At 72.1% G+C, this 24,611-nt stretch carries 29 protein-coding genes and 2 pseudogenes; 11 read left to right on the top strand and 20 right to left on the bottom strand.

Going from position 1 to position 24,611, the window contains the following annotated elements:
• Positions 1–62 precede the first annotated feature (62 nt).
• A complete protein-coding gene (locus FRADC12_RS24135) occupies positions 63–617 on the bottom strand; it encodes a GNAT family N-acetyltransferase (protein WP_045878340.1) in 555 nt (184 codons plus the stop codon).
• A gap of 49 nt (positions 618–666) precedes the next feature.
• Between FRADC12_RS24135 and FRADC12_RS24130 the strand changes: the two genes are divergently transcribed.
• From FRADC12_RS24130 to FRADC12_RS35120, 5 genes are all read left to right on the top strand, one after another.
• Entirely contained in the window at positions 667–1,311 is a 645-nt protein-coding gene (locus FRADC12_RS24130) for a helix-turn-helix domain-containing protein (RefSeq protein WP_045878339.1), read from the top strand.
• A gap of 49 nt (positions 1,312–1,360) precedes the next feature.
• Positions 1,361–2,257, top strand: a complete 897-nt coding sequence (locus tag FRADC12_RS24125; protein WP_045878338.1) for an SCO6745 family protein — start codon at positions 1,361–1,363, stop codon at positions 2,255–2,257.
• Positions 2,258–2,292: 35 nt separating this feature from the next.
• The gene (locus FRADC12_RS24120; protein ID WP_045880151.1) at positions 2,293–3,228 is read left to right on the top strand and encodes an NAD(P)-dependent oxidoreductase; all 936 of its coding nucleotides are present in this window, start codon (positions 2,293–2,295) and stop codon (positions 3,226–3,228) included.
• A 243-nt stretch (positions 3,229–3,471) separates the two neighbouring features.
• Positions 3,472–3,738, top strand: a complete 267-nt coding sequence (locus tag FRADC12_RS35125) for a group II intron maturase-specific domain-containing protein (protein WP_084011416.1) — start codon at positions 3,472–3,474, stop codon at positions 3,736–3,738.
• A gap of 142 nt (positions 3,739–3,880) precedes the next feature.
• Complete coding sequence (locus FRADC12_RS35120; RefSeq protein ID WP_157489009.1) at positions 3,881–4,591, top strand: IS30 family transposase; 711 nt, start codon at positions 3,881–3,883, stop codon at positions 4,589–4,591.
• Positions 4,592–4,699: 108 nt separating this feature from the next.
• Here the strand turns inward: FRADC12_RS35120 and FRADC12_RS24105 are convergent, their stop codons facing one another.
• From FRADC12_RS24105 to FRADC12_RS24080, 7 genes and pseudogenes are all read right to left on the bottom strand, one after another.
• Positions 4,700–5,101 (bottom strand): type II toxin-antitoxin system VapC family toxin, encoded by a 402-nt coding sequence (locus tag FRADC12_RS24105; protein WP_045878335.1) that lies wholly within the window; start codon positions 5,099–5,101, stop codon positions 4,700–4,702.
• Positions 5,098–5,343: a hypothetical protein gene (locus FRADC12_RS24100; protein ID WP_045878334.1), complete on the bottom strand. Its 246-nt coding sequence runs from the start codon at positions 5,341–5,343 to the stop codon at positions 5,098–5,100. Before FRADC12_RS24100 ends, FRADC12_RS24105 begins: the two co-directional genes overlap by 4 nt.
• A gap of 266 nt (positions 5,344–5,609) precedes the next feature.
• Entirely contained in the window at positions 5,610–5,894 is a 285-nt protein-coding gene (locus tag FRADC12_RS24095) for a flavodoxin (protein WP_349305903.1), read from the bottom strand.
• A pseudogene (locus FRADC12_RS24090) lies at positions 5,891–6,127 on the bottom strand (flavodoxin); the annotation flags it as partial. The pseudogene FRADC12_RS24090 and the gene FRADC12_RS24095, both read right to left, overlap by 4 nt.
• Positions 6,128–6,155: 28 nt before the next feature.
• Positions 6,156–6,287: pseudogene (locus FRADC12_RS34520) on the bottom strand (winged helix-turn-helix transcriptional regulator); the annotation flags it as partial.
• Between the two features lie 92 nt (positions 6,288–6,379).
• On the bottom strand, positions 6,380–7,375 hold the full coding sequence (locus FRADC12_RS24085) for an Rpn family recombination-promoting nuclease/putative transposase (RefSeq protein ID WP_157489008.1): 996 nt from the start codon (positions 7,373–7,375) through the stop codon (positions 6,380–6,382).
• A 280-nt stretch (positions 7,376–7,655) separates the two neighbouring features.
• On the bottom strand, positions 7,656–7,970 hold the full coding sequence (locus FRADC12_RS24080; RefSeq protein WP_157489007.1) for a hypothetical protein: 315 nt from the start codon (positions 7,968–7,970) through the stop codon (positions 7,656–7,658).
• Between the two features lies 1 nt (position 7,971).
• Between FRADC12_RS24080 and FRADC12_RS24075 the strand changes: the two genes are divergently transcribed.
• From FRADC12_RS24075 to FRADC12_RS24065, 4 genes are all read left to right on the top strand, one after another.
• Positions 7,972–8,262: an MTH938/NDUFAF3 family protein gene (locus FRADC12_RS24075; protein WP_232304003.1), complete on the top strand. Its 291-nt coding sequence runs from the start codon at positions 7,972–7,974 to the stop codon at positions 8,260–8,262.
• A gap of 256 nt (positions 8,263–8,518) precedes the next feature.
• The gene (locus FRADC12_RS31695) at positions 8,519–8,677 is read left to right on the top strand and encodes a hypothetical protein (RefSeq protein ID WP_157489006.1); all 159 of its coding nucleotides are present in this window, start codon (positions 8,519–8,521) and stop codon (positions 8,675–8,677) included.
• Between the two features lie 82 nt (positions 8,678–8,759).
• Positions 8,760–9,149: a DUF433 domain-containing protein gene (locus tag FRADC12_RS24070; RefSeq protein ID WP_157489005.1), complete on the top strand. Its 390-nt coding sequence runs from the start codon at positions 8,760–8,762 to the stop codon at positions 9,147–9,149.
• Complete coding sequence (locus FRADC12_RS24065; protein WP_045880146.1) at positions 9,124–9,579, top strand: PIN-like domain-containing protein; 456 nt, start codon at positions 9,124–9,126, stop codon at positions 9,577–9,579. The genes FRADC12_RS24070 and FRADC12_RS24065 overlap by 26 nt, the downstream gene beginning before the upstream one ends.
• Positions 9,580–9,653: 74 nt before the next feature.
• Here the strand turns inward: FRADC12_RS24065 and FRADC12_RS24060 are convergent, their stop codons facing one another.
• From FRADC12_RS24060 to FRADC12_RS24035, 6 genes are all read right to left on the bottom strand, one after another.
• Positions 9,654–10,118: a flavodoxin family protein gene (locus tag FRADC12_RS24060; protein WP_045878331.1), complete on the bottom strand. Its 465-nt coding sequence runs from the start codon at positions 10,116–10,118 to the stop codon at positions 9,654–9,656.
• Between the two features lie 223 nt (positions 10,119–10,341).
• The gene (locus FRADC12_RS24055; protein ID WP_045878330.1) at positions 10,342–10,812 is read right to left on the bottom strand and encodes a calcium-binding protein; all 471 of its coding nucleotides are present in this window, start codon (positions 10,810–10,812) and stop codon (positions 10,342–10,344) included.
• 185 nt (positions 10,813–10,997) lie between these two features.
• On the bottom strand, positions 10,998–12,068 hold the full coding sequence (locus FRADC12_RS24050) for a phosphatidylethanolamine N-methyltransferase family domain-containing protein (protein ID WP_045878329.1): 1,071 nt from the start codon (positions 12,066–12,068) through the stop codon (positions 10,998–11,000).
• Positions 12,065–12,859: an SDR family NAD(P)-dependent oxidoreductase gene (locus FRADC12_RS24045; RefSeq protein WP_045878328.1), complete on the bottom strand. Its 795-nt coding sequence runs from the start codon at positions 12,857–12,859 to the stop codon at positions 12,065–12,067. The genes FRADC12_RS24050 and FRADC12_RS24045 overlap by 4 nt, the downstream gene beginning before the upstream one ends.
• 454 nt (positions 12,860–13,313) lie before the next feature.
• Positions 13,314–15,713 (bottom strand): ABC transporter permease, encoded by a 2,400-nt coding sequence (locus FRADC12_RS24040; protein ID WP_045878327.1) that lies wholly within the window; start codon positions 15,711–15,713, stop codon positions 13,314–13,316.
• On the bottom strand, positions 15,710–16,387 hold the full coding sequence (locus FRADC12_RS24035) for an ABC transporter ATP-binding protein (RefSeq protein ID WP_045878326.1): 678 nt from the start codon (positions 16,385–16,387) through the stop codon (positions 15,710–15,712). Before FRADC12_RS24035 ends, FRADC12_RS24040 begins: the two co-directional genes overlap by 4 nt.
• Before the next feature lie 217 nt (positions 16,388–16,604).
• Here FRADC12_RS24035 and FRADC12_RS24030 point away from each other — a divergent pair, with 217 nt between their 5' ends.
• Positions 16,605–18,053, top strand: coding sequence for a sensor histidine kinase (locus FRADC12_RS24030; RefSeq protein ID WP_232304002.1), 1,449 nt, complete (start codon positions 16,605–16,607; stop codon positions 18,051–18,053).
• Positions 18,050–18,742, top strand: a complete 693-nt coding sequence (locus FRADC12_RS24025; RefSeq protein ID WP_084011146.1) for a response regulator — start codon at positions 18,050–18,052, stop codon at positions 18,740–18,742. Before FRADC12_RS24030 ends, FRADC12_RS24025 begins: the two co-directional genes overlap by 4 nt.
• Positions 18,743–18,760: 18 nt before the next feature.
• Here FRADC12_RS24025 and FRADC12_RS24020 read toward each other — a convergent pair whose 3' ends face one another.
• The 6 genes from FRADC12_RS24020 to FRADC12_RS23995 form a co-directional block, all read right to left on the bottom strand.
• Positions 18,761–19,087: a DMT family transporter gene (locus FRADC12_RS24020; RefSeq protein WP_045878325.1), complete on the bottom strand. Its 327-nt coding sequence runs from the start codon at positions 19,085–19,087 to the stop codon at positions 18,761–18,763.
• A 105-nt stretch (positions 19,088–19,192) separates the two neighbouring features.
• Complete coding sequence (locus tag FRADC12_RS24015) at positions 19,193–20,317, bottom strand: AIM24 family protein (protein ID WP_045878324.1); 1,125 nt, start codon at positions 20,315–20,317, stop codon at positions 19,193–19,195.
• 126 nt (positions 20,318–20,443) lie between these two features.
• The gene (locus tag FRADC12_RS24010; RefSeq protein WP_045878323.1) at positions 20,444–21,136 is read right to left on the bottom strand and encodes an AIM24 family protein; all 693 of its coding nucleotides are present in this window, start codon (positions 21,134–21,136) and stop codon (positions 20,444–20,446) included.
• 12 nt (positions 21,137–21,148) lie between these two features.
• Positions 21,149–22,570 (bottom strand): TerD family protein, encoded by a 1,422-nt coding sequence (locus FRADC12_RS24005; protein ID WP_045878322.1) that lies wholly within the window; start codon positions 22,568–22,570, stop codon positions 21,149–21,151.
• A gap of 331 nt (positions 22,571–22,901) precedes the next feature.
• Complete coding sequence (locus FRADC12_RS24000) at positions 22,902–23,735, bottom strand: hypothetical protein (protein WP_045880143.1); 834 nt, start codon at positions 23,733–23,735, stop codon at positions 22,902–22,904.
• On the bottom strand, positions 23,732–24,610 hold the full coding sequence (locus tag FRADC12_RS23995; RefSeq protein WP_045878321.1) for an ABC transporter permease: 879 nt from the start codon (positions 24,608–24,610) through the stop codon (positions 23,732–23,734). The genes FRADC12_RS24000 and FRADC12_RS23995 overlap by 4 nt, the downstream gene beginning before the upstream one ends.
• Position 24,611 lies beyond the last annotated feature (1 nt).

Raw genomic sequence — 24,611 nt, 5'->3', positions numbered from 1 at the left:
CCGGGCCACCGTTCGTCCGCTCGCCGGGCCAACGCCCCGACGGACCTGCCAGACGGGCGAGGTCAGGTGACCGCGGCCGGCGGCTTGGCGGGGTTCTCGTCCGGGGTCAGGTCCAGCTGCAGCCAGGCGACGTCGTGCCAGGCGCCGTGCTTCCAGCCGATCTTGTACATGACCCCGACGTCGGTGAAGCCGAAGGCGTAGTGCAGGCCGTTGCTGGCGTCGTTGGGCTGGGTGATCCCCGCGATGACGCGGCGGTAGCCACGCTCGGCCAGCCGTGGCAGCAGCGCCTCGTAGAGCGCGCGCCCGGCACCGGTCCGGCGCCTGCCGACCTGGAGGTAGACGCTCGCCTCGCACGACCAGCCATAGGCGGCGCGGGTGTGGTACTCCCGCCCGTAGGCGTACCCGACGACCACCCCGTCGGCCTCGAGGACCAGCCAGGCGTGGCGGAGGTTCGACCGTTCGATCCGGCTCGCCGTGTCCTCGACCGACGGGACCTCGGTCTCGAACGTGATCGCCGTGTCAGTGACGTAGTCCGCGTAGATCGCCGCGCAGGCCTGGGCGTCGGCCGCGGTCGCCGGCCGGATCAGCCAGTTTTCGCTCGGTAGGTCGCTAGGCACGCTCCTATAGTAGACACGCGACCTACCATAGTTTCACTAGGCTGGTGTCGTGAGTGACGAACTCGGCGCCGCGCTGGCGGCCACCGTCAGGGCCGCCCGGGCCGCGCGTGGCCTGACCGTCGCGGGGCTCGCCGACGCGTCCGGAGTCTCCCGGGCGATGATCTCCAAGGTCGAGCGCGCCGAGGCCCAGCCCACGGCGGCGCTGCTGGCCAAGCTCTCGGGCGCGCTCGGACTGACGCTCTCGGAGCTGATCGCGCGGGCCGAGACCGGGCCGTCCCGGCTGACCCGCCGCGACGTGCAGCCGGTGTGGACCGACCCGGACAGCGGCTATACGCGGCGCGCCGTCTCGCCACCGGCGGCCACGGGCCTGGAGCTCGTCGAGGTCGAGCTGCCCGCCGGGGCCACCGTGGCGATGCCGGCCAGCACCTACCGCTTCATCGACCAGCAGATCTGGGTTCTCGCCGGTCGCCTTCGCTTCGTCGAGGGTCAGGACGTCCACGAGTTGAACCCGGGCGACTGTCTCCAGCTGGGCGCACCGGTGGACTGCGTGTACTTCAACCCCACCGACAGCGCCTGCCGCTACCTGGTCGCTCTCTACAAGCTTTCCGCCCCGCGCGGCTTGACCCTGACGCGAGGTCAGGGCGCAGAGTCGGCGGCGTGTCGGGCGAGCGAGCTGCGACCAGCGCGGGGCTGACGGCCGGCCGGGGCTTGACCTCAGCCGGCCGGCGGAATTGGGTTGGGTCATGGCCGAGGTGAATGTGGCTCAGAGAATGTGGCGGCTGTTCGAGCCGGTGCACGCCGTCACGTATTTCGCACCAGCCAGCCTCGCGGCCTGGGAGGACGCCGGGCTGCACGGCTACTGGCGCGGGTACTTCGCCGGGCGGGCCGCGCCGCTGGGGCCGGTCGAGGCCGGGCCGGTGGTCGGGGCGTTCTTCGGCTTCGCGCCCGCCATGGTGGCCCGGGCCCTACCCGACGTCTGGACCCGGATCTCCCCGGAGAAGGCGCTGGCCACCCGGCTCGACGGCGCCCGTGCCGCGCTCGGCCCGCTGGTCGCCCGGACCGACGCCGACGAGCTCACCGAGCTGGCCGCGCTGCTGCGCTCGGCGGCCGATGCGGCGCCTGTCGCCGGACGGGTCCTCGGCGCGGCGAACGCGGCACTCCCCTGGCCCGACGGCCCGGTCGCCAGCCTGTGGCACGCGACCACGATCCTGCGGGAGCACCGCGGCGACGGGCACGTCGCGGCCCTGGTCACCGCCGGTCTCGACGGCCCGGAGAGCCTCGCCTGGCGGGTCAGCCTGGGCGGCACCGACCGCGCCTTCTACCAGCGGATCCGCGGCTGGACCGACGACGAGTGGGACGCGGCGGCCGACCGGCTGCGCGCCCGCGGCTGGCTCGACGCCGCCGGCGCCCCGACCGCGCCGGCACGGCGAGCCGCGCAGGACCTGGAGGAGACGACGGACCGCCTCGCGATCTCCGCCTGGCACGGGCTCGAACCCGCCGAGGTCGAACGCGCCGCGACGCTGCTCGCACCGATCGCCCAGGCCGCCGCCGCGCTGCTGATGTGGCCCAATCCGGTCGGTGTCCCCGACCCGCGGGCCGCTGCCACCGGCGCAGCCAGCGCCGCCGGACGGCCGCGCTGACGGGCACCAGCGCCCGCCTTCAGGAGGAGACCTCGTTGTCCCAGCACCGCGGGCCGCTGGTCGTGACCGTGCCGACCGATGAGCTCCGCGCGGCCCTCGCCTCCGTTCCCGGGACCGAGGTGGTGGTCTGGGACCTGTCCGGCCCGCCGCCTCGGCAGGATCTCGACCTTGTCGTGGTGCCGTACATGGCCGACCCCGCCGTGCTGGCCGCTCTCAAGGACCTGCGGCCGCTGCTCGTGCAGAGCCAGTCCATCGGCTACGAGGGCGTCAGCGCCGTACTTCCCGACGGCCACACGTTCAGCAACGCCGCCGGGGTCCACGAGGCGTCCACCGCCGAGCTGGCGGCCGGGCTGATGATCGCCAGCCAGCGGCGGCTACCGGCACTGCTACGTGCGCAGGCAGAGCACACGTGGGCCCACGCCGAGTCCCTGGCGCTGGCGGACTCGACGGTGATCGTGGTCGGCCAGGGCGGCGTCGGCCGGGCCGTCGTCCGCCGCCTGAAGCCCTTCGAAGTCGACGTCGTCCGGGTGGCGACGAGCCGTCGGACTGACGCCGACGGCGTCGTGCGGGCGATCGACGAGCTACCTGGCCTGCTCCCCGACGCGGACATCGTCGTGCTCGCGCTACCGCTGAACGCGGGCACGGCGGGCCTCGTGGACCGGGAGTTCCTGGCCGCGATGAGGCCTCGCGGCCTGCTGGTGAACGTCGCCCGCGGCGGGGTGGTCGTGACCGCGGACCTGGTCGACGCGGTCCGGGACGGCCAGGTCCGGGCCGCGCTCGACGTCGTCGATCCCGAGCCGCTCCCGCCGGAGCACGCGCTGTGGGGCCTCGACGGCGTCATCCTCACGCCCCACGTCGGTGGGCACAGCGCCGCGATGCGGCCGCGCGTCGTCGCCCTGCTCCGCCGCCAGATCGCCGCCCTGGCAACCGGGGCGCCCGCCCACAACGTCGTCCTCCCGGCCCGGCCGTAGCCGGCCGGTCCTGCGCGACGCTGCCGCGGCCTCAGACGGGCGGGCGGAGTCTTCCCAGGCCCAGGCCGGTGTCGAGGAGCGTCGCCCGGGTCGAGCGATCGCCGCTGCTGACCGCCGCCACGGCGGTCAACACGGGCTGGCGAGGCGGCGGGACCACCCGGTCCGGCTGGGGCCGCGAACTCGACCGGCGGCGGCGCTGGATGGGGCGTTCGACGAGGTAGTACGACGCGGCGGCCAGACCCACTGCGGGGCTGGGCCATCTATTTCAAATACGGCTGTTCGAGCGCGACTTTCGGCTACCTGCGGGCCTACCTATGGAAGCAGGTCATCAGATGGATCGGCCGGAAGCATCGGCGGACTGACTGGAGGCAGCTCCGACGCCGGTACAGCCAAGGAGACGGATGGCCCACCGAGGGAGCGGTGGTGCTGTTCGACCCCGCAACGGTGGGCATACAGCGCTACCGACACCGGGGAAGACGAATTCCGACCCCATGGTCGAGCGGGGCATGAGAAGAAGCGGAACCTACTGTGACTTGTGGAGAGCCCGGTGCGCTTAGCGGTGCACGCCGGGTTCGGGAGGCGGGCCGAGGAAACGGGCTGGTCGCAAGACCGGCGCCGCGCCTCGGTCCGACCTCACTAATAGACACTCTTCCTGCAGGCCGCCGGCACGCTGGGGACCGAACTGAAGCTCGCCCTGCGGTTTGGCCGGGTACGCAGGCGGCCAGCCGGGTCGAAACCCCAGGCGCCGCAGACGATCCCGGACATGGTCAACATCAGCGAACGCCCCGCCGAAGCCGCCGACCGCGCCGTCCCGGGCCACATCGAGGGCGACCTGATCATCGGCAAGGGCGGCAAAAGCCAGATCGCGACCCTCGTCGACCGCCACACGCGCTACACCACGCTCGTCCGGATCCCTTACGACCGGACAGCTCCCCGCGTCGCCCTCGCCCTCAGCCTGAAGATCAAAGAACCGGCCGACGTCGCCCGGTCGCTCACCTGGGACCAGGGGAGGGAGATGTCCGCACTTCAGACCGGTTGCGATCGTCTCGACGCTGCGGACCGCGCCGGTGGTGTCGGAGTTGCCGTGGACGTACAGGGCGTACGGCCGACCGATGGCTGCTTCCAAGCAGGGGTAATAGGCTTGATCGCAAAGGTATGGTCAACAAGAGTACTGGGTCCGCCAGCGGGAATCACCAGAAGACCACCAGACAGACAAGATCAAATTATCCAGGAAACTGGCGCTAGCACGCCCGCGGCACCGAAGGTCACCTTCGCGTCTATCTGGCGGAATGCCGAGAACGCCGGGTCGCCACCGTGTACGCCACCAGCACGACGACGGAAGCCACCGCCACGAGCCGGATGACATTCCAGGTCGTCGCGGCGACCGGCCCCTAATGAGGTTTCGATTCGCACACCCCCCAGGGCAGCGCGAACCGCACCGGTCGTGTCGCTGGGAAGCGGGCCGCTTCCGCTACCGGGTGACGATGACCGTCGCGCGGTGTCCGGCAGCGTTCTTGAGCTTGATGTCGCCTGTGAGCAGTTCGCAGCCGAGTGCTTCGGCGAGCGCGATGTAGGCCGCGTCGTAGGCGCCGAGGTTGTGCCGCAGCTGCCACATCCGGGGGTGGTAGGGCCAGACCGGATGACGGGTGATCCGCAGGCGCGCGTAGTCAGCCAGCATCTGCTCGCCGCGATGGCCAGTGATCTTCTTTCCGGCGGCAAGCCCGCGGACTGTTGACGCGACCTCGACGTCGAGATGGTGCGGGGCATGCAGCGTACGCGGGGCGGACAGGCGCTGCCGGAGCACCTCGTCGCCATTGCGGACGGACAGCACATCAATGACGAGCGAGCAGTCAACCACGTACGTGAGGGTCAACGCCGCCCCTCGTCGCGCGCCGCGAGGATGTCGTCCATGGTGAGCTCCACTGGTTCCCTGTCGCGGGCGATCCGGGCGATGACCTCGGCGTTGGTTTCCGTGGCCGCGTCGGCATCCATCAGGTCCCGCAGGTACCCGGACAGTGACTGGCCTAGCGATCTGGCACGCTCGCGAAGGACCGCGAGCGTCGTCGGATCGACATCGCGCACCTGGATGATGCCCCCGTCGGCGGACTCGCTCATGCGTCGACGCTACCACGCCTTCATGCATGGCGCATGAATTCCTCGACAATCAACCAGACCTGAGCGCTACGGCATCAGACGCGCCGCCGTGCGGGCGCCCAGCTCCCAGCAGGCTTCGCGCGCAGCGGCGTCCACCTCGCCGACGATCGACAGCTCTACAGGGTCGCGCTACTTCTGGTCGCGGGCATGGGCCGAGCGTGGGTATGGACAGTCGCGTTCCGGGATAACGCGGGGAGTCGGTACGCACGGCCATCATGCGCCCGGCCCTACGGCATCAGGCTCGCGGCCGTCGCCGCGCCCAGCTCCCAGCAGGCCTCGCGGTCCTTCGCGTCCGGCGTGCCGAGCACCGTCACGGGCTCCCGCAGGCGCTTCCATCTCAGGCCGGTCTCGACGGTCTCCACGCTGCGGACCGCGCCAGTGGCGTCGGAGCTGCCGTGAACGTAGAGGGCGTACGGCCGACCGATGGTCGCTTCGAGGCAGGGGTAGTAGACGCAGTCGCAAAAGTAGCGCGAATGAGGGTGCATCGGGTCATTACGGAACGTTACGATCATGGCATCAGACTTGCCGCCGTCGTGGCGCCCAACTCCCAAGCTGCCTCTCGACCGGCCGGGTTCAGGTCGCCGACCAAGGTCAGCGGCTCCCGTAGACGTCGCCAGCGCAGGCCGGTTGTGATCGACTCGACGGCCCGCACCGCGCCCGTGGTGTCGCTGCCGCCGTGCACGTACAAGGCATACGGCCTGCCGACGGTGGCTTCCAAGATCGGATAGTAGACGCAATCACAGAACGCGCGGAAAGTCGCGTGTGTCGCACGGTCACGTTACGTCTTCCCTGGACAGCTTCAGCCGTTGCCGCTGGGTCAGCACCTTGGATGTGACGCCCAACGTTCGCTCGAGTTCGACGAAGCGATGGATGCCCTGTTCGTGCAGTGTCCAGAGAATCCGGGTGGTCCAGCGGCTGACTCGACTACCGGTGCGATCGGGGCTCTACGTCCCTCCACCGCAAACAGCGACACGACCGGAACGATCCGTGGTGCCGGTCAGTGGAAGAGCTGGTCGAGCGTGTCGGCGGTCAGGACGCGGGCGGTCCAGGCCTGGAGCTGGTCGGTGGAGGCGTTATGCACGGTGGTGAGCACCGCCTCGGGAAGCGGGCCGAACTTGAGAGTCAGCAACTGGACGAGCGTCTCGACGCGCCCTTCGACGCGGCCCTCGACGCGCCCTTCGACGCGGCCCTCGACGCGCCCTTCGGCGCGGAGCATCTCCGCGATGGTCATGTAGGCCTCCTCCGCCTCGGGACCGACAGCGGCCATCAGGTCATGCAGCTGGTCACGGGTGTCCGCTTCCCCGACCAGCTCAATGTAACGCAGCAGAGCAGCAAACTCCTCCCTGCCATCAGGGCCTTCCAGGACCGCGCGCAGCTCGTCCACCCACCGCCACAGGTCCGAGGCCAGCCGGGGGTTCCCAGGCGCGATCTTGAGAAGGAGCAGGGTGAGCCGTACCGAGTGGGTCAGCGGTCGCTCCCGTAGCGCCCGCTCGTCGACGCGGACCAGGTCGTCGAGGAGGAACTGGAACCGGGGCAGGTACTCCCGCCAGGCGTCGGTGAGGTCCGGGTCCAGGTCGACCAGGTCGAGCACCTGGGCCGGCGCGGTCCACGCCTGCTCGTTGTGGTGCACGACCAGCGGGATCACCGCCGGCAGCCGGGTCGCCTTGGGATGCTCGACCAGGTAACGGTCCCAGACACGTACGACGTAGCGCAGCATCCGGAACGCCATGAGCGGGTCGTTGCTGCTCTGGTGCTCGATGAGGACGTAGATGAACGCCTCACGGCCGTCGAGCGGGGCGGTGAACAGCAGGTCGGTGTGCCGCCACCGCAACGTGGCATCGACCAGGCTGCCCGGGACCAGGGTCAGCCGGTCGAGGTCGAGCCGTGCCATGAGGGCTGGCGGCAGCGTCGCGCGCAGCTGCGACGCCGCGTTCGACGGCGTACCGAGGATCCGGCGGAACACCGCGTCGTGGGGCGCGGACGGACTCGACATGGCGGCACCGTACCGGCGAGCACCGACATCCGGGACGGCGCCGCACGCCAGGACTCGTTTCACACGGCCACAGGGCCGGCGCTCAGCCGGCCATCAGGCTCGCAGCGACAGTAACGCCGAGCTCCAGCACGCCTCGCGCGCGTCCGTATCGAGATCCACTCCATCCGGCATCGGCGAGGCGCCTACCGCCTGTGAGTCCAGGCTTCACCGCATACCGCCAAGTCACCGGGAAGCGGCACGCGCGAGGCGGAAACCCACCACGTCGGACGCGATTGGCCGGCTAGGCGGCCGGGGGCCACACCGGTGCAGCCCCGGCCGTCAGGATCCGCTGCTCACGAATGAGCAGACCCCAGTAGACGGCCCAGGACAGGAAAGCCGCGCCGGCCACGACAAGCGTGGCGAGGCGGACGTGGTCGGCTGCCCTGAGGCCACGGAGATGATGTTGCCACGACCTCGCCGTCACGAGGGTGGCCGTGACGGTGGCGACGGCCAGGAGCTGTAGGGCGAGCCAGGGTAGAGGTCGGCCGGCGAGGACGGGCCCGACTAGGTTCGCCGCCGTGGCCAGCATGAAGAACAGGTACAGAAGGAATCCCACGGTGGCGCTCTACCCGGGTGGCGGGCGGGAATGGGACTGGTCGGAGAACGGCACGCGGCACGAACCCGGGATCCTGCCGGCCGACGTCGAGGAACTACTCGCCCACGGCGCCACCGTCATCGTGCTGTCCCGGGGCATGCACCTGCGGCTGAAGACCGCCCCGGCCACGCTCACGCTGCTGGAAGAGCGGACGGTCACCGTCCACCAGGCCGAGACCACACAAGCCGTAGCCCTCTACAACGAACTCGCCGCCGCGCAGGCCGTCGCCGGACTCTTCCACAGCACATGCTGATCAGCGCGGATGGACGTCCGGGTCGCACAGACACGCATGATCCCAGGAGTTGGGCATGCATCTGTTGATCGCGACGAGGCCGGTGTCTCCTCGCTCCGCCCGCGATGGCTTCGCGACCTCGCTGCCTGGGCTGTTCGCTGGGTGACGTGCGTGCCGGGTCCGTCAAGCGGGTGGCATCGGCGGTTGGCGAAGGGTCCGTGGTCATCTCGGCCGTCCGGTCACGGCGTTCTACCCGGAGCCACTGAACTGGTCCGTCGTGTTCGAGTTCGGCGACACGCAGCCGCTACGGCTGGCGGGCGAGAGCGGCCCGGCCATCGCCGCCTTCTCGGCGTGGCTGCTGCACGGGTCGCGGGGAGTCCAGGAGCATCCAGGCCTCCAGCCGCTGCGTCAGGCCATCGGCACCCCGATGGCGTGACCACGGCCCCGGGCAGCGGGTCAGCGCAGGACATCCGCCATGCGCTCCCCCGCGAGACAGCCGCGGCGGAGGTGCGGCCGCTGTGGCTGACCGCCCTCGTCGCGTTCCCGACCGCGTGCTTCGCCTCCAGGGCGACACACCCGAGGCGCGCGGAGCCCGGGAACTCGTCGTGGTACGCAACGGACAGCGAGTGTTCGGCCAGATCGTCGAGTCCTACCTCCGGCTGGTGGAGTTCGCCACGGACGGCTACCCGCGGCTCATCAGGCTACCTCGGTATGAACCTGGCTCGGTCCTCGTCGATCCGGACCGCGGCTTCGGCCAGCCGATCTTCACCCGTGGCGGAGCCCGCGTCGAGGACGCCCTGGGACGGTTCCACGCTGGTGAGGCGCTCGCCGACGTGGCCGACGAGTTCGGCGTGCCTCTCCCTGACCTCGAAGGTGCCGTCCGTGTCGCAAGCAGACTCGCCGCCTGACCCACCGCGCCACCCTGCAGGACTTCCGCACGTCTTCGTCGACCGCAGCCTCGGCCGTATCGCCGTGCCACGGCTACTCCGGGAGGCCGGTCTACGGCTCACCACGCTCGCCGAGCACTACGGCATCCCGCAGGACGAGGATGTCGAGGACGTCACGTGGATCGAGGACACCGCCCGCCTTGGTTGGGTCGTGTTCATGAAAGACGCACGCATCCGTTACAGACCCGCCGAGCAGGAAGCCGTCCACGCCCACAGCGCCCGCTGTTTCTACGTCACGCGGCAGGATCTGCCGGGCTCGATCATGGCACAGTGGCTGATCGCGAATCTGGCGACGATCACAGCTGCCTGTGCCCGTGAAGGCCCCTTCATCTACGCCGTCCACGCCACGGAGATCCGCAAGATGGAAATCGGCCTGCCCCGTCCTAGCTGACAAGCGCTCGCCGACGTTCGGGGCAATGCCCCTCCCAATTTTCGAACTTGCTGGAACGGGCAGGCACGCGGGCGTCAGCTCTTCATCAGGTTGGCAGCCGCCGTGGCGCCAAGTTCCCAGCACGCCTCGCGTGCCCTGGCGTCTACCTCGCCAACGATCGACAGTGGCTCGCGCAGGCGCTTCCACCTCAGCCCGGTGGTGATGGTGTCGACCCCCCGGATCGCTCCGGTCGTATCGCTGTTGCCATGAACGTAAAGGGCATACGGGCGACCAACCGTTGCTTCCAAGATCGGATAGTATACGCAATCAAAGAAGTGTTTCAACGCCCCGGACATGTAGCCGATGTTGGCCGGCGTCCCGAGTAGATAGCCGTCGGCGGCCAGCACGTCGACCGCGGTGGCCGCCAGGGCCGGGCGGACGACGACCTCCACGCCCTCGATCGCCTCGTCCCTGGCGCCGGCGAGCACCGCCTCCAACATCGCCTGCATGGACGGCGACGGCGTGTGGTGGACGATCAGCAGCGTCGGCATCGCCGCCATGCTATTGGCCCGGCTGCCTGACGCACCGTCTTCACTGGCAGGAACCACGCCGCCCAAGCCCAGCCGAAAGCGGCGTGCCAGGCAGCGGCGCGCCCGAGGCGAGACGGATCGGCGTCAGCGGCCAGCCGCCCCGATGGTCCACCGACCGGCGTCAGCGGACACGACGGTCCCCGCGCCAGGGCACAGGACCGCCGGGCGCGGGGGACGTCACCGTGGCGCCGCGTCAGTTCTGGACGAGTTCGCAGCTCGCGGCGGTCTCGACGTTCTTGCAGATGTCGCTGCCGGCGCCGCCGTCGATGAAGTCGAAGCCCGTGCCGCCGTTGAGCACGTCACCGCCGCTGCCGGAGGTGATCGCGTCGTTGCCGGGGCCACCCATCACCGACAGGGCACGGTTGGGCGCGCCCCCGTTGCCGGTGAGCGTGTCGTCGCCGTCGCCCAGGCAGACCACCACGCCGGACAGGTTGGGGCCGACCTTCACCGTGTCGTTGCCCGCCAGGGCGTCGACGACGGCGTTTTTACTCGTGACGGTCAGGACGTCGTTCCCGCTCGTTCCGCTCAGCGTCACCGGGAGCGCGGCTCCCGTGAACTGGTCGACGCAGGTCCCGGCCGCCAGCGCGGGCGTCGCGACACCACCGACGGCCGCCGAGGCGACGTACGACGGCCACCGCGACTCCACGCAACAGGCGGCGAGCATCTGAACGCAGGGTGATCATGATTTTCTCCTCCTGACGCCGAACTTGGACGTAGAGGTGTGCAAGCATCACGGAGAGTTCGCCAGGGGGGCGAGCTGGATGACAGGGGTCGGCTTCATGACAGGCCCGCCCGCGTCCCGTCCGAGGTCAGAGATGCCCGGCCACCGTGGCTCCCAGCTTCCGACGCCTAGTAGATCCCCGGGACGATCCGCCAGCGCACGCGGGCGCGGTACTCGTCCCAGAGCGGGCCGTACTTGGCGGCGCAGCGGCGGTCGTCGTCGATCTGGCGCGGGACGAGCAGGCCTACGTAGTAGAGGGGATACAGCCAGGGCACGGGGTCGCCGGGCGCACCGAGGGCGAGGGTGATGCCGACGGCCATGAGGATTTCGCCGAGGTAGTTGATGTGGCGGGAGGCGCCCCAGAAACCGCCGCAGAGCAGCGTGCGCTCGCCGTCGCTGACCGTGCGAGGTTCGAGCAGGCCGAAGGCGCGGGCAGCGGGATCGCGCTTGAAGAAGAACTTCTGCATGTTCGCCCCGCGCGCGAGGGTCCAGCCGCCGGCGAAGACGACGCCGGCGAGGACCAGCAGCCAGGTCGGCGCGTGCGGGTCGGGCTCGTCAGCCCGGGCCCAGAGGCCCACACAGTAGAAGTACGGGTAGAAGACCACACAGCCCCAGCCGAGCTTGAAGCCCACCCGCTCGGCGAAGAGGTCGTACGTGTAGAGGTGGACGCGCTCAAAGGTCAGGTAGTCCACGACGAAACAGGTCAACAGCCCGGCCGAGAGCCCGACGGCGGCGCTGAGGTGGCCGGTCGCGCGATCCTGGTGGGCGGCGAACGACAGGACGTTGAGCTCCAGCAGCACCGCGCCCGCCAGGTAGAGCCACATCTTCGTGTCGACCCTGCCGCCGCGCCAGCGCGGGTTCTCGCGGCGGCCGAGGTAGAGGTCGGCGAGCAGCGGCTTGCCGGTCGACGGGGCGGGCAGCACGAGGGCGGCGGTGAACAGCAGCCCGAAGACGCAGGCACCGGCGAGCCCGGCCCAGCGGTGACGCCAGAGCTCGTCGGCCGGCGCGGCGTGCACCGCGACGAGCAGCACCGCGACCCCGACGGCGGCCACGAGGACGACGACGCCGTTGAGCCGGTAGCGCAGCGGCCGGCCGTGATCGTCGCGGACGTAGCCGTCGATCCAGCGGGCGGGCAGGACGACGTGCAGGGCGAGGATGGCGCCGAAGATGATCCACGGCAGGAAGAAGCCGAGGATCACGGTGCGTCGAATCCCTTCACGGCGCGGCCCATGATGGCGGTGGCGGTGGCGCGCGGCAGCAGGCGCCGCATGGCGAACGCGGCGAGCTTGTTCGCGCGGCCCGGGGTCACGAGGGCGGTGCGGCCCAGGCCCGCGAGGGCGGCCTCGACAACCTGGTCGGGATCAAGGGTGCCTGGCGCGTCGCGCCCGACGGTCGCGGCGTAGCCCGGCGTGCGCACGGCGCCGGCCACACAGGCGAGGACGTCGACGCCGACGGGGCGCAGCTCGGCGCGCAGACTCTCGGCCAACGAGGTGGTGAAGGCCTTGCTGGCGGCGTAGGCCGCGAGGCTCGGCCCGCCCTGGTTGCCGGCCAGTGAGGACATCAGGACGAGCGTGCCGCGGTGGCGCTCGACCATCGCGGGGACGAGCTGGTGGATGAGGACCAGAGGACCGCGCACGTTGACGTCGACGACGCGCTGAGCGTCCTGCGGCGAATGGTCCAGCAGGGGGCCGGCGAAGGAGAAGGCCGCGTTGTAGACGGCGGTGCCAATCTCCAGACCACTGCCGGCCGCGGCGAGGTGGTCCGTGAAACCCGGCTCGGCGAGGTCGGCGGCCAGCGTGCGCACCTCGACCTCGTGCGTGGCGGCCAGCCGCCGTGCCGTCTGTTCGAGCGGCTCGGGACGGCGCCCGACAGCCAGGACGTTCAGGCCGCGGCGGGCGAGGGCCTCGGCCCAGGCCGCGCCGAGGCCCTCGGAGGCTCCGGCGACGACAGCCCACGGCCCTTGCGGCGGATGAGTACGCAACGCGGCCATAAGGCCGGACCTTATCCAGAGCATCCGGCCTTGCCCAGAGCGTCCCGCCGGTCGCGGCACCGTTGCCGCGCGTGTAGAGGCGTATGTGCGACGAGGTGTCGCTTCCCAGAATCGGGCCGCCCCCCTGCGGTGCCCCTTCCATTGTCGACGACGACGCGTCGTTCTCGATGACTCCCGCCCGCAGCCATTTCTGGACCAGGCGCAGGATCCGTCGGTCCGCGATCCGGTGCTCAGCGGCTACCGATGAGCTGCGGCTCCTCGGCCGGCCAGTTGGAGATCTCGGGCGCGAGCGCCTTCTGCATGCCTCCCTCCTCCGTGCCGGCCGACGAGCTGTGCGGCCAAGCGTTCGAACATCGGCGGTCCTCAGGGCGTATCCGACTTTTCGTTCAGCGTAGATCGCCGACTCGGACGACGCCCGGGCCTGGTCGCTCCTCGGCCCGGCTGGCCACTCGGTCTACTCGGTGCGCAGGGCGGTGACGGCGCGGGTTCTCGCCGCCCAGACCGCGGGGAGCAGCGCGCCCGCCACCGCGATGACCAGCCCGCCCAGCACCAGCGGCGCCACGACCCCGGGGGCGAACACCGCGACGTCGGCCCTCGGAATCCCCGTGCCCACCGATCGGCCCATCAGCGGGACGACGACGTGGTGCAGCGCGATCCCGGCCGGCACGCCGACGACGCCGGCGGCCAGCCCGATGCCGGCGGCCGAGGCGACCACCATGCCGATGGTCTGGCGCGGCGTCATGCCCAGCGCCCTGAAGACGCCGAGCTCGTGGGCCCGCTCCCTGGTGTCGAGGACGACCGTGTTCAGCACGCCGAGCGCCGCGACGACCGTCAGCGCCAGGGTCAGCATGGCGATCAGCGTCTCCATCGCGGCGATCGCCGAGGATCCGTCGGCGACGTTGGGCTTGACGAACGCCCCGTCCAGCGCCGGCGCCGCAGCCAGGGCGCTGATGTAGCCGGCCACGTTCGTCCCGGGCCGCAGGTCGACGTAGAAGTCCGTCGCCCCAGGCTCGCGGCCCAGGCTGGAAAGGGACGCGCCCTCGGTCAGCAGGTTGATGCCGTCGTAGTTGAGATCCAGCGCCTCGCCGACGATCCGGAGCCGGACGCTGTGACCGGCGTCCAGGACGGTGACGGTGTCCCCGACGTGGGCGCCGACGGCGTGCAGGAAGCGGGTACCGGCGACGGCCTCCCCCGGACGCGTGAACCAGGATCCCGAGATCATCTGGTAGCTGGCCCAGGAGGAGTCGCCCTGGTAGGCGATGACTCTGGTGGCCCCTGTGAGACCGGCGACGCCGACCTCGGTTTCCGAGACGCCGTAGTAGCGACGGGTATCCGGCCGCGCCGCGATCGCGGCGGCGACCGCGGCGGGGGCGGCGGTGGAGGCCCGACCGGCCTGGGGGCCACCAGGGGCCATGGGCTTGGCGCCCGCGTAGCCGCCGGCGTGGACGACGACCGCGCCGACCGCGTCGGGGTTACCCGCCGCCTGGATGTCGCCCAGCGAGATCCCGAGGCCGATGGCGAACGTCACGCCGACGGCGCCGAAACAGACCGCCGCGACCAGCACCAGGGACCGCACGGGGCGGGCGAACGGCTGCGCGAGCCCGAGCGCCAGCGCGCCCGACACCGGCGACCGGCTGGTCAGGCGCCGTGCCAGGCGGCCGCGAGCGGGGCGGGACGCCCGGCCGACGCTGATCGCTTCGACGGTGCGCAGCCGCCCGGCGCGCAGGGCCGGTACCAGGGCCGCGGCGCAGACCACCGCGAGAGCGGCGGCGGCGACGGCGACGTCGACCCAGAGCGGAATCCCGGGCACCGTGCCGTCGAAGGCGTCCGCCTGCTCCCGCAGCACCGGCGCCGCCAGCAGGTTGGCGCAGAAGGCGCCGAGCACGACGCCCACGGCCGCCGGTAGCAGTGCCTGGCCGAGAAAGGCGCGCACGACCTGCGCCGGGGTGAAGCCCAGCGACTTCAGGACGCCGATCCGCCGGATCGAGGCACCGACGGCGCCGCTGACCACGATGCCGATGATGAGCGCCGACATGGCCAGGCCGAGCACACCGAACGCCGCCACGAACGGCACGAAGGCGGCGGAGTTCTCGTTCGCTTTCTGCCGGATGGTGAGGTAGGACTGCGCCCCGGTCATCGCGCCGGCCGGGACCGCCGCGGCGATCGAGGCCCGGTCCGCCGCCACCTCGGCGTCCGTGGCGGCGGCGGCGAACCGGTAGAGCATCTGGTAGCCGGCCGGTGTGCCGCCGGGGGTCAGGGAGGGGAGCTGCGTGGGGGCGACCCACGCGTCGGCCGTGTGGCTCACCGACCGGGCGATGCCGACCACCGTCACCGTCACGCCGCCCCCGGGCCCGGCGAACCGCAGCTGCTGACCCGGTGCGGACCAGCGACCTCCCGCGTCAGACGCCAGCACGATCTGTCCGGGTCCGGCGGCCCACCTCCCCTCGAGGATGGTGACGTCGTCGACCGGCCCGCCGCCCGTGGCCCGGCCGGCGATCGTCAACGGCGGCAGCCCGATTCCCGCGGGGACACCGTCGGTCCCGGCGACCGTGCGCGGACTGGCCGAGACCGTCGGGAACGGCCCAGCCGCGGCGACGACGCCGGGCGCCCACGCGGTGGCCGCGAGCCGCGCGGCGGTGACCTTCGCCCCGTCGAACTGGGCCGTCAGCTGGGCGCCGCGCTGCGCGGCGAAGGCTCGGTCGAAGGGCGCGCTCGACGCCACGAGCAGGCCGGTGGCGAGCACGGACGCGGCGACGGCCAGCAGCACGGTCAGCGTCATGACGATCGTGCGCACCCGGTGCCGGCCGACACCGGCCCGCACCACCGCGGACAGGGCGCCAGGACGGGCGTTCATCGGGCCGCCGCCGGGACGTCGCGAGTGATCGCGCCGTCGACAATCTCGATGGTCCGGCTCGCGCAGGACTCGGCGAGCACGGCGTCGTGCGTGACCAGCAGGATCGTCTGGCCGTCCGCGTGCAGCCCGGCCAACAGCTCGCTGACCTGCGCGCCGGAGGCGGAGTCGAGCGCGCCGGTCGGCTCGTCGGCGAGCAGCAGCGCCGGCCGGTTCATCAGCGCCCGGGCGACCGCGACGCGCTGCCGCTCGCCACCGGACAGTCGGCCCGGGTAGGCGTCGGCGAGACGGTGGATCCCCAGGTAGCCGAGCAGCTCGGCCGCGCGGGCCCGGGCCTTCGCCCGCGGCAGGCCGGCGAGCCGGGCCGGCAGCACGACGTTGTCGACGACGGTCAGGTCGTCGAGCAGGTTGAAGAACTGGAAGACCATGCCGATCCGGGTGCGCCGGTAACGCGCCGATGCGGCCTCGCTCAGGGTGTCGACGCGGACGCCGTCGACGGTCACGCTGCCCGCGCTCGGCCGGTCGAGTCCCGCGATCAGGTTCAGCAGCGTCGACTTGCCGCTGCCGGACGGGCCGACGACGGCCAGCGCCTCGCCGGCGCGCACGGTCAGCGAGAGGTCGGCCAGGGCGGGCGGCCCGCCGTCGTACCGCTTGCTCACCGCGCGAATCTCGATCATCTCTGCGTCCACGGGTCCCCCACGGGGTCGGGTCGGGAAAGGTCGACGCGGACGCTAGGCCGGCGCTCGATCACTGCACGTCGCCCGCGATGGCGAAGTCGGCTACCGCGGCGGGATGACCTGCGACCCGCGTCATCCCAGGGATGTACGCGCGGGATGTACGGGGCCGCCGCGCGAGATGGATGTTTCGGCTCGGCGGCCTTGCCACACTGGTGCGGTGCACGTGCATGCGAGCCAGAACCAGTCGGGAGCCAGCGCCGCGCGCCGCGCCCGCCCCACCGGCGGGCGGCGCGCGCCGTTCCGGTCGTCCTGGCTCGTCGAGGTGCTGCTGCCCGGCCGGCCGGTGAGCACGAAGTCGGTAGCGCACGGCGTGCGCGCCTGGGCGACGAGCCTGCCGCGCGCCACCGGCCCGCGGCCGGAGCTCTCGTCCTGGGCCTGGCTCGCCGACGCGATCCTCGCGCGCGTGCTGGCCGCGGGCTTCGGCATCTACGCGTGGCGGGACCGGACCCACGCGCTCCTGGTCCTGCTCGCTCCGCTGGGCGCCGCGCTGCCACCTGGGGCGAAGCTCGCGGCCCCAGCTCCCGGCGGCGACTCAATGGTCTACGTGCTCACGCAGGCGGGCGGCGGCACCCACTGGGCGCTGGCGTTCGGAGGCGCACTGACCGCGCTGCCGCTCGTGGTCCGCCGCCGATACCCGCTGGCCGCGTTCTGCACGGTGATCGGTCTGAGGGTGGCGCTCCACTCGGTCGTTCGTGGTCCGGAGGCCGCGGGGATCCTCTCGTTGTCCTGCCTGGTCGCCGGCTACAGCGCGGCACGGTACAGCCCCTACCGGACGGGGGCGTTCACCGCCGTGGCCGCCGGCACGATCATGATTGCGCCCTTGACGTTCCGGGGTGTCCTGACGATCAGAGGGGTCTATTTCCCGTTTCTCGTGCTGGTCCCGCTCGGTCTCGCGGCCAACGCGATCCACACCTGGCGCCAGCGCGCGCTCGCTCTGGAGGCGGAGCAGGAGGCGAGGACCCGGCTGGCCGTGGAGCGTGAGCGGTCCCGGATCGCCCGCGAGCTGCACGACGTGGTCACCCACAATGTGAGCGTGATGGTCGTGCAGGCCGGAGCGGCGCGTAAGGTGATCGACCTGGCGCCCGACGCGGCGCGGGAGGCGTTGCTCGCGGTCGAGGCCGGCGGGCGCGCCGCGCTGACGGAGCTGCGGCACGCGATGGGCCTGCTCACGCTGGCCGGCGACGGGCTGGAGGCCCCCGGCGGGGCGGACCTGGCCCCGCAGCCGGGCCTCGACCGGGTGCCGGCGCTGGCCGGCCGCGTCCGCGACACCGGGGTGCCTGTCGAGCTGACCGTGACCGGCGTGCCGCTGACGCTGCCAGCCGGGGTCGACCTGGCCGCCTACCGGGTCGTCCAGGAGGCGCTGACCAACACGGTCAAGCACGCCGCCGGTGCCCAGGTCTCGATCAGCATCGAATACGGGCCGGCCGCCGTGCACGTCGAGGTCACCGACACGGGCGGCGCTCCCACGACGCCGGCCGACTCGGGCAGTGGGCGCGGGCTGATCGGCCTGCGGGAACGGCTCGCCGTCTACGGCGGCACGTTGCAGGCGGGACGGCACCCAGCCGGTGGGTACCAGGTCCGCGCCGTGATCCCGGTGGCGGCGTGACCGAGGCCCCGCGGGTGGTCATCGCGGACGACCAGGCTTTGGTCCGCTCGGGTTTCCGCATGATCCTCGCTGCCGACGGGATCGACGTGGTCGCCGAGGCTGCCGACGGCGGGCAGGCCGTCGACGCGGTCCGGCGCACCCGCCCCGACGTGGTCCTCATGGACATCCGGATGCCCGACGTGGACGGGCTGGAGGCCACCCGGCGCATCCTGTGCGGCCGGGGTCCGGACACGGCCGGCACCCCGCGTGTGATCATCCTGACCACGTTCGACCTTGACCGCTACGTCTACGCCGCGCTGACCGCCGGCGCCAGCGGCTTCCTGCTCAAGGACGTGAGCCCCGAGCACCTGGTCGCCGCGGTCCGCCTCGTCCGCCTCGGTGACGCGCTGCTCGCGCCCACCATCACCCGCCGCCTGGTCGAACGCTTCGCCGCCCAGGACAGCCGCGCCGCCGGGCTGCACCGCGACCTTTCCTCGCTCACCCCCCGCGAGCTCGAGGTGCTCGGGCTCCTCGCCCAGGGGCTGACCAACGCCGAGCTCGCCGCCCGGTTCCAGCTGAGCGAGGCGACCGTGAAGACCCATGTCGCCCGCATCCTGTCCAAGCTCCAGATCCGCGACCGGGCGCAGGCCGTCATCGTCGCCTACGAGACGGGCCTGGTCACCCCGGGCGCCAGCCGCGGCGGCCCGTAACAGCGGCCACGGCGCCTGTCAGCGGCTGGTGCCGCCGAGCTGGAGGCCGATGACGCCCAGGACGATGAGGGCGAGGCCGGCGGCCTTCACCGTGTTCATCTGCTCCTTGAAGGCGAGCACCCCGATCGCGGCGACGATCGCGGTGCCGGCGCCGGACCAGATCGCGTAGGCGACGGCCAGCGAGATCGTCCGCAGCGCCCGGGACAGCAGGTAGAAGCACAGCGGGTAGCAGACGGCGACGAGCACCGTCGGCCACACCCGGGTGAAGCCGTTGGACTGGCGCAGCGCCGTGGTGGCCACGATCTCCAGCGCGATGGCCGACGCGAGCTGGAGCGCGGCAAGCATGGGCCCGACGTTAACCGGCGAGCGCCCCGTCCGGGGCTCCGTTTCGCCCAGATCACGAGGGGCGGCGCACCGTCGCGTCACCCCGCGAGCCGCTCACCGCGCCTACTACAGGAAGCCCCGGCCCATCTGGCCGAACAGGCCACCGAGGCCGGGCTGGCCGCCCTGCGGGTGCCCGGGCTGGCCGCTGCCGTGCGGGTTGCCCTGGCCGCCGAGGCGGTTGCCGGCGAAGCCGCTCTGGCCCATGCCGAACAACTGGGCGGCCGGGCCCCGGCCGGCGAGCGCGTTGTAGGGCGGCATCAGCTCGCTCGGCTGGACGACGACGAAGCCGTCACCGGTGAACTGCATCTGCCAGCCCTCGCCGGTGTTGCCGCGCGGCTTCCAGGCCGAGCTCGACGTCACCGCGGCCTCCATCGAGACCTGCAGGCCGGACGACCAGCCGACGACGGCGTCCGCGTCCGCGAAGTAGTAGTTCTGCGTCGTGACCCGCATGACCAGCGGCGCACCGGTGACGCAGATCGCGAGCTTGCCGCTGCCGGTCAGCTCGATCTGGTAGCCGCCGACCCCGGCGATCCCGACGTGCGACTGGATCTTGACGATCTCCCAGCTGAGGCTGGTGTCGAAGGCAAGCACGTTGCGGCCGTCGATGGTGAAGCCGTCCCGGCCGTCGAGGTCGACGAGGTAGACGTCCTGCGCCTGGTTGGCGAGGAAGACCGTGCCCGCTCCGTGGACCTTCATCAGGTGCAGGGTCTCGCCGTCGCCGAACAGGTGGCTCCACTGCCCGGCCCAGCCCTCCCACTGGCCGTCGAAGTGGACGCCGCCCTTGTAGGCGACCATGGCGCCGGCGCGCGCGTAGAACTCGCGCATGCCCTGGGCGCCGAGGTTCGCCTTGAGCATCTTGCCGTTCTGCAGGGTGAACCGCTCCGCGCTGCTGACCTCGGGGTTGTCGAGCAGCGAGCTGCGGATACCGCCACTCGGGTTGGGCGCCCCCGGGCCCATGCCGGGCGGTGGAGGCGGCATCCCGGGCGGAAACGCGCCGGGGCCACCGGGCGGGAAGCCACCGGGAGCACCGGGCGGCGGCGGGAACCCACCGGGCGCGGGCGGCGGGTAGCCACCGGGGGCCTGCGGGTAGCCGCCCCCGGGCGGCGGCGGGTAGCCGCCAGGCGGTGGCGGGAAGCCCTGGCCGGGCGGCGGGGGGTAGCCGGGACCTGGCGGAGGCGGCGGGTAGCTCATGACGACGTCCTTCCAGCGGCGGCCGGGCGCGGCCGGCGCGGGAGCGCAACGACGGGATCGGTGGCGGGCCTCGACCCACGGGTGGCCGCTGAGATCGGCCGCGGTCTGGCCAGGGGCGACACGGCGTCAGCCCCGCATCGAGAAGTGCGGTCGGGCGTCCTCGCTGGGCTGGACGACGACGAAGCCCTGGCCGGAGAAGCCCAGCTGGAACGCCTCACCCGAGCCGCGGCCGAGCATGCTGCCGATCCCGGCGGTGCGCCGCTTCTCGATGTGCAGGCCCTCGGTGTAGCCGACCAGCGCGTCGGTGTCGACGAACGTCGGCGCCTCGCGGGTGTCCAGCATGATCGGCGTGCCCTTCGAGACCATCGCCACCCAGCCGGGGTTGGGCGTGTTGTTGCGGATGGCCACGTTGAACATGCCCATGCCGGACATCATGCTCACGCCCTTGACGCGCTCGATGCCCCACTGCAGGTGGGCGTCGAAGGCCAGGATGTTCTTGCCGTTGACCGACACGGCCTCGTTCGGCGTGAGCTGCAGGACGATGACGTCCTTGCCGTAGTCGGCCAGGTAGAGCAGCCCCTGCCCCTTGGCCGTCATCAGCGGCACGCCCTCGCCGGTCGCCCAGCTCTTGGCGATGTTGCGGACCTGCGGCGGCTGCGGGTCGAACTCGATGAGGCCCTCGTAGCCGATCATCGAGCCGGACCGGGCGAACAGGTCGAAACCGGGCCACATCACCACCTTGGCGATCTTCGACCCGTGCTTGCTCATCCGGTCCATGACCGGGGTCTGGCCGTAGTGATCGATCAGTTGTCCCTGCACGACCGGCTCCCGTCAGACCTCGTACGGCTGGACGACGATGAAGTGGCCACCGCCCATGGCCTGGAACTGCATGTTGAACGTCTCGCCGCTCTCGGTGTGGTAGATCTGCCGCGAGATCCCGACGTGCGACGAGACACTGACCCGCTGGCCGACGGTCCAGCAGACGAGCGCGTTGATGTCGGCGAAGGTCGGCCCCTGGACGGGCAGGGTGAGCGGGGTGCCCTTCGTCATCACGACGACGGTGCCCGGGCCGGCCATCTCGAAGTGGAAGACGCCGCCGCCCGGGATGCCGGCACTCTCGATCCGCTTGACCTCGCTGCGGATCGTCGCGTCCATGGCCAGCACGTTCTTGGTGTTGACGCAGAGCTGCTGGCCCTGGCCGAGCTCGACGATGTGCAGGTCGGCCGCGTCCTGGGCGAGGAAGACCTCACCCTGGCCCTTGCAGGTCATCAGCTTCAGGCCCTGGCCGGTGAGCTTGTCCTCGAGCATGCCCCGCAGGCCGCGGCTCTTGTAGTCGAACTCGATGTTGCCCTGGTAGGCGACCATCGCGCCGCGCAGCGCCAGCGCGTCCTCGCCGAGCCGGACCTTCACCAGCCGGGGGTTCTGCAGCACCCACCGGCCCGGCGCCTGGTTCTCGGCGTACGGCGTGAGGCTCGCCATCGCGCCCGGCGGGACCGGCTGCGCCATCGACGGCGGCGGTTCCTTGTAGAGGCTGATCACGGCGGCGGCAGGGCCCGTGGCCGCTGGTACGGCGGGCCGCTGGGCCTGTGCCGGCGTCGGAACGGGCGGCGGCGGCGGGGCGAACCCACCTGCGGGCGGCGCGGCGTAGCCGCCACCGGCCGGCGGGGGCAACGGGGGCGGCGGGGCGAATCCGCCCGCGGGCGCGGGCGGAGCCGCGGGGGCCTCGTCCTCGACCTCGCCGCCGTAGGACCGGATCAGCTCGGCGAGCCCGCCCGCGAAGCCCTGCCCGTTGGCGGCGACCCGCCAGACACCCTTGCGGTAGACGTCGCCGATCATGACGGCGCGCTCGGCGGTGAAGTCGGCCCCGCTGAACGGGTAGCGCATGACCTCCTGGCCACCGACGAGGATCCGGAAGTAACCGGAGACGATCTGCCGGGCGCTGCCTGCCCCGTCGATCGCCGCGCAGAACGACAGCTTGTCGACCGAGGACGGCACGGCGCCCAGGTTCACCCGGAACGCGGCGGTGTCGCCCTGCTGGGCGCCAAGCAGCTCGATCGAGCCTTCCGGCGACTTCGGCTGGTTGAAGAAGATGAAGTACCGGTCGTCGGAGAGCCGGTCGTTGCCGTCCAGGCCGAAGCAGGAGATGTCCCAGCTGGTGCCCGGGGCGTTGAGCTGGATGCCGATGACAAGGTCGGTGCCCTGCGTGATCGCGGACAGCTGGCTCTTCTGTCCTCGACCGAACTGCGTGACCACGCTGATCCTCCCCGCCGCGCCCTCGTCTGCCTGGCCGCGATCGGGTCACGGGCCTGAACCCGTTGTCGCAGCCGCCTGATAGTTCGGACGTCCACGCCGGGTCAGGAATCTCGCCGGTTTCCCCACCCGTCGGCATCCGGTCTGAACCGGACTGAGTGGAACCTTACAGTCCGCGTCCAGCGACCCTTCCCTACCTGGGACCACGACGCTGTCGCCCGGCGGACACAGAGCCGGCGGGCCGCGCAGGGCGACCGCACCGGCCGCGAGACAACCTCAGGACGTCCACCTGGGGCACGCGGTCGATTACGGAGCGCAAGCATCCGGCGTTGCCTCAGGCCCCGCTGCCGTCTGAGCGTCCGTCCGGCTCGGCTCGCGGCGGGCTGGCCGGCTGACCGGGGGGCGCGGTGGCGTCGACCGCCGGCGCGACGCCGTTGCTGGACCGCCCGTCGCCAGGCAGCTCGGACGGCGGCAGGACGGCGGGCCGGAACGCCGAGGCCGCGGCGAAAGCCTCGTCCGTGGCGGGCTGCTCGCCGGGCCCGGGGCCTGGCACGTTCGGGCGCCGGACGAGCGCGACCGGCAACCAGAGCGCGAACGCGAGGACCAGCAGCGCCGTCACCGGCAGCACCAGGTACAGGCCGGTCGCGCGGACCTTGACGTCGACGAGGCCGGCGACGTACGCGGGTGCATGCGGGGGCAGCTTGTGCAGCACACTGGGTGAGCGGACAAGATGGCCGATCCAGCCTGCGAGCAGCGACCCGGCGAACCCGCCGCCAGCGAGGCCGACCGGAACCGGCCAGCCGCCGTCAGCGGCCCGCCAGCGGGCGAGCGCACCGGCGACGATGCCGGCGGCCAGGCAGATGAACCCGAACGTCGCGTCGATGTCTGCCTGCGCCGTGAACGCGGTCTCGCTCCCGCTGATCCCCGCGGTCACGTCCAGCCGAGGCGAGACCGCCGCCCACAAGAGCCCGAGCAGGGGGCCGGCCGCCGTCAGACCCAGCAGGAAGGCGAGCCCCGCGCGCAGGTCGCCGCCGGCCAGCTCGAAGGCGGCGAGCCGGGACCGGAGCCGGCCCGGCGCGGCGTGCCGGGGGCCGCTGTCGCCGGTGGACCCGCCGCCTGCGCCCCCACTGGCGTCGGCGGCGGGCGCGGGCTCGTGCCGGCGGCTCACGCCGTGCCGGCCCGGCGCAGCGCCGCGGCGGCGGCGGCCAGGGTGACCACCGCGACCAGCGCGCACACCCCGAGGTCGAGCGCGACCACGCCCCACCGCGCCGAGGGCAGGAAGGTCTCGGTGAGGGCGTCGACGGCGTAGCTGCTCGGCAGCAGGTCGCGCACCAGCCAGCCGACGCCGGGCAGGTGCTTCGACGGGATGATGCCGAGGAACAGCACGACGCTCATACCAAGCTGGCCGGCGATCGTCGCGAGCTCAGGACGCGGCGCGAGCAGCCCGGCGGCGGCGCCGATCCCGGCCAGGCTCGCGCCGGCCAGCAGTGCGACCGGGGCGAGCACCCACAGGCCGCCGAGCGGCAGGTCGAACAGCAGCGCCCCCGTGACGGCGGTGACGACGACGCCGGGAATGGCGAACGTCGCGTAGGAGGCCGCGGTGCCCAGCACCACAGCCGTACCCGGGACGGGCAGCGTCAGGTAGTAGTCCAGCGCGCCGGCCGCCCGCAGCGCGCCGAACCGCTGGGCCAGCAGGTTGAGCGCGACGAACGCGACGACCAGCACCGTGCACCCGGCCACGGCCTGCGCGGCGACCGCGACGTCGGCGATGTCCACCACGCCGCGCAGCAGCAGCAGGATGCCGACGGACTGCAGCGCGGCGACGAACATCAGCGGCATCCGGGCGACCTTGCCGCGGGAAAGCTGGCCGCGGTAGACGGCCACGAACGCGACCGGGAACGACGTCCGGCCCGGCACCGCGGGGACGACGGCCTGGCCGGTGCGGGCTGGGGCGGTGACCGGCGGCGCGACGGCGGCATCGGCGGCGGTGATGCCGCCCGCCGTCGGGGGCGTGCCGTCGGCGGCGACGGGGGCGATGGTCACC

It is taken from the genome of Pseudofrankia sp. DC12, assembly GCF_000966285.1.
In the GTDB taxonomy this organism is placed as follows: Bacteria; Actinomycetota; Actinomycetes; order Frankiales; family Frankiaceae; genus Pseudofrankia.
The sequence above is the reverse complement of the archived record's forward strand: the minus strand, read 5'-3'. Positions and strand labels throughout refer to the sequence as shown.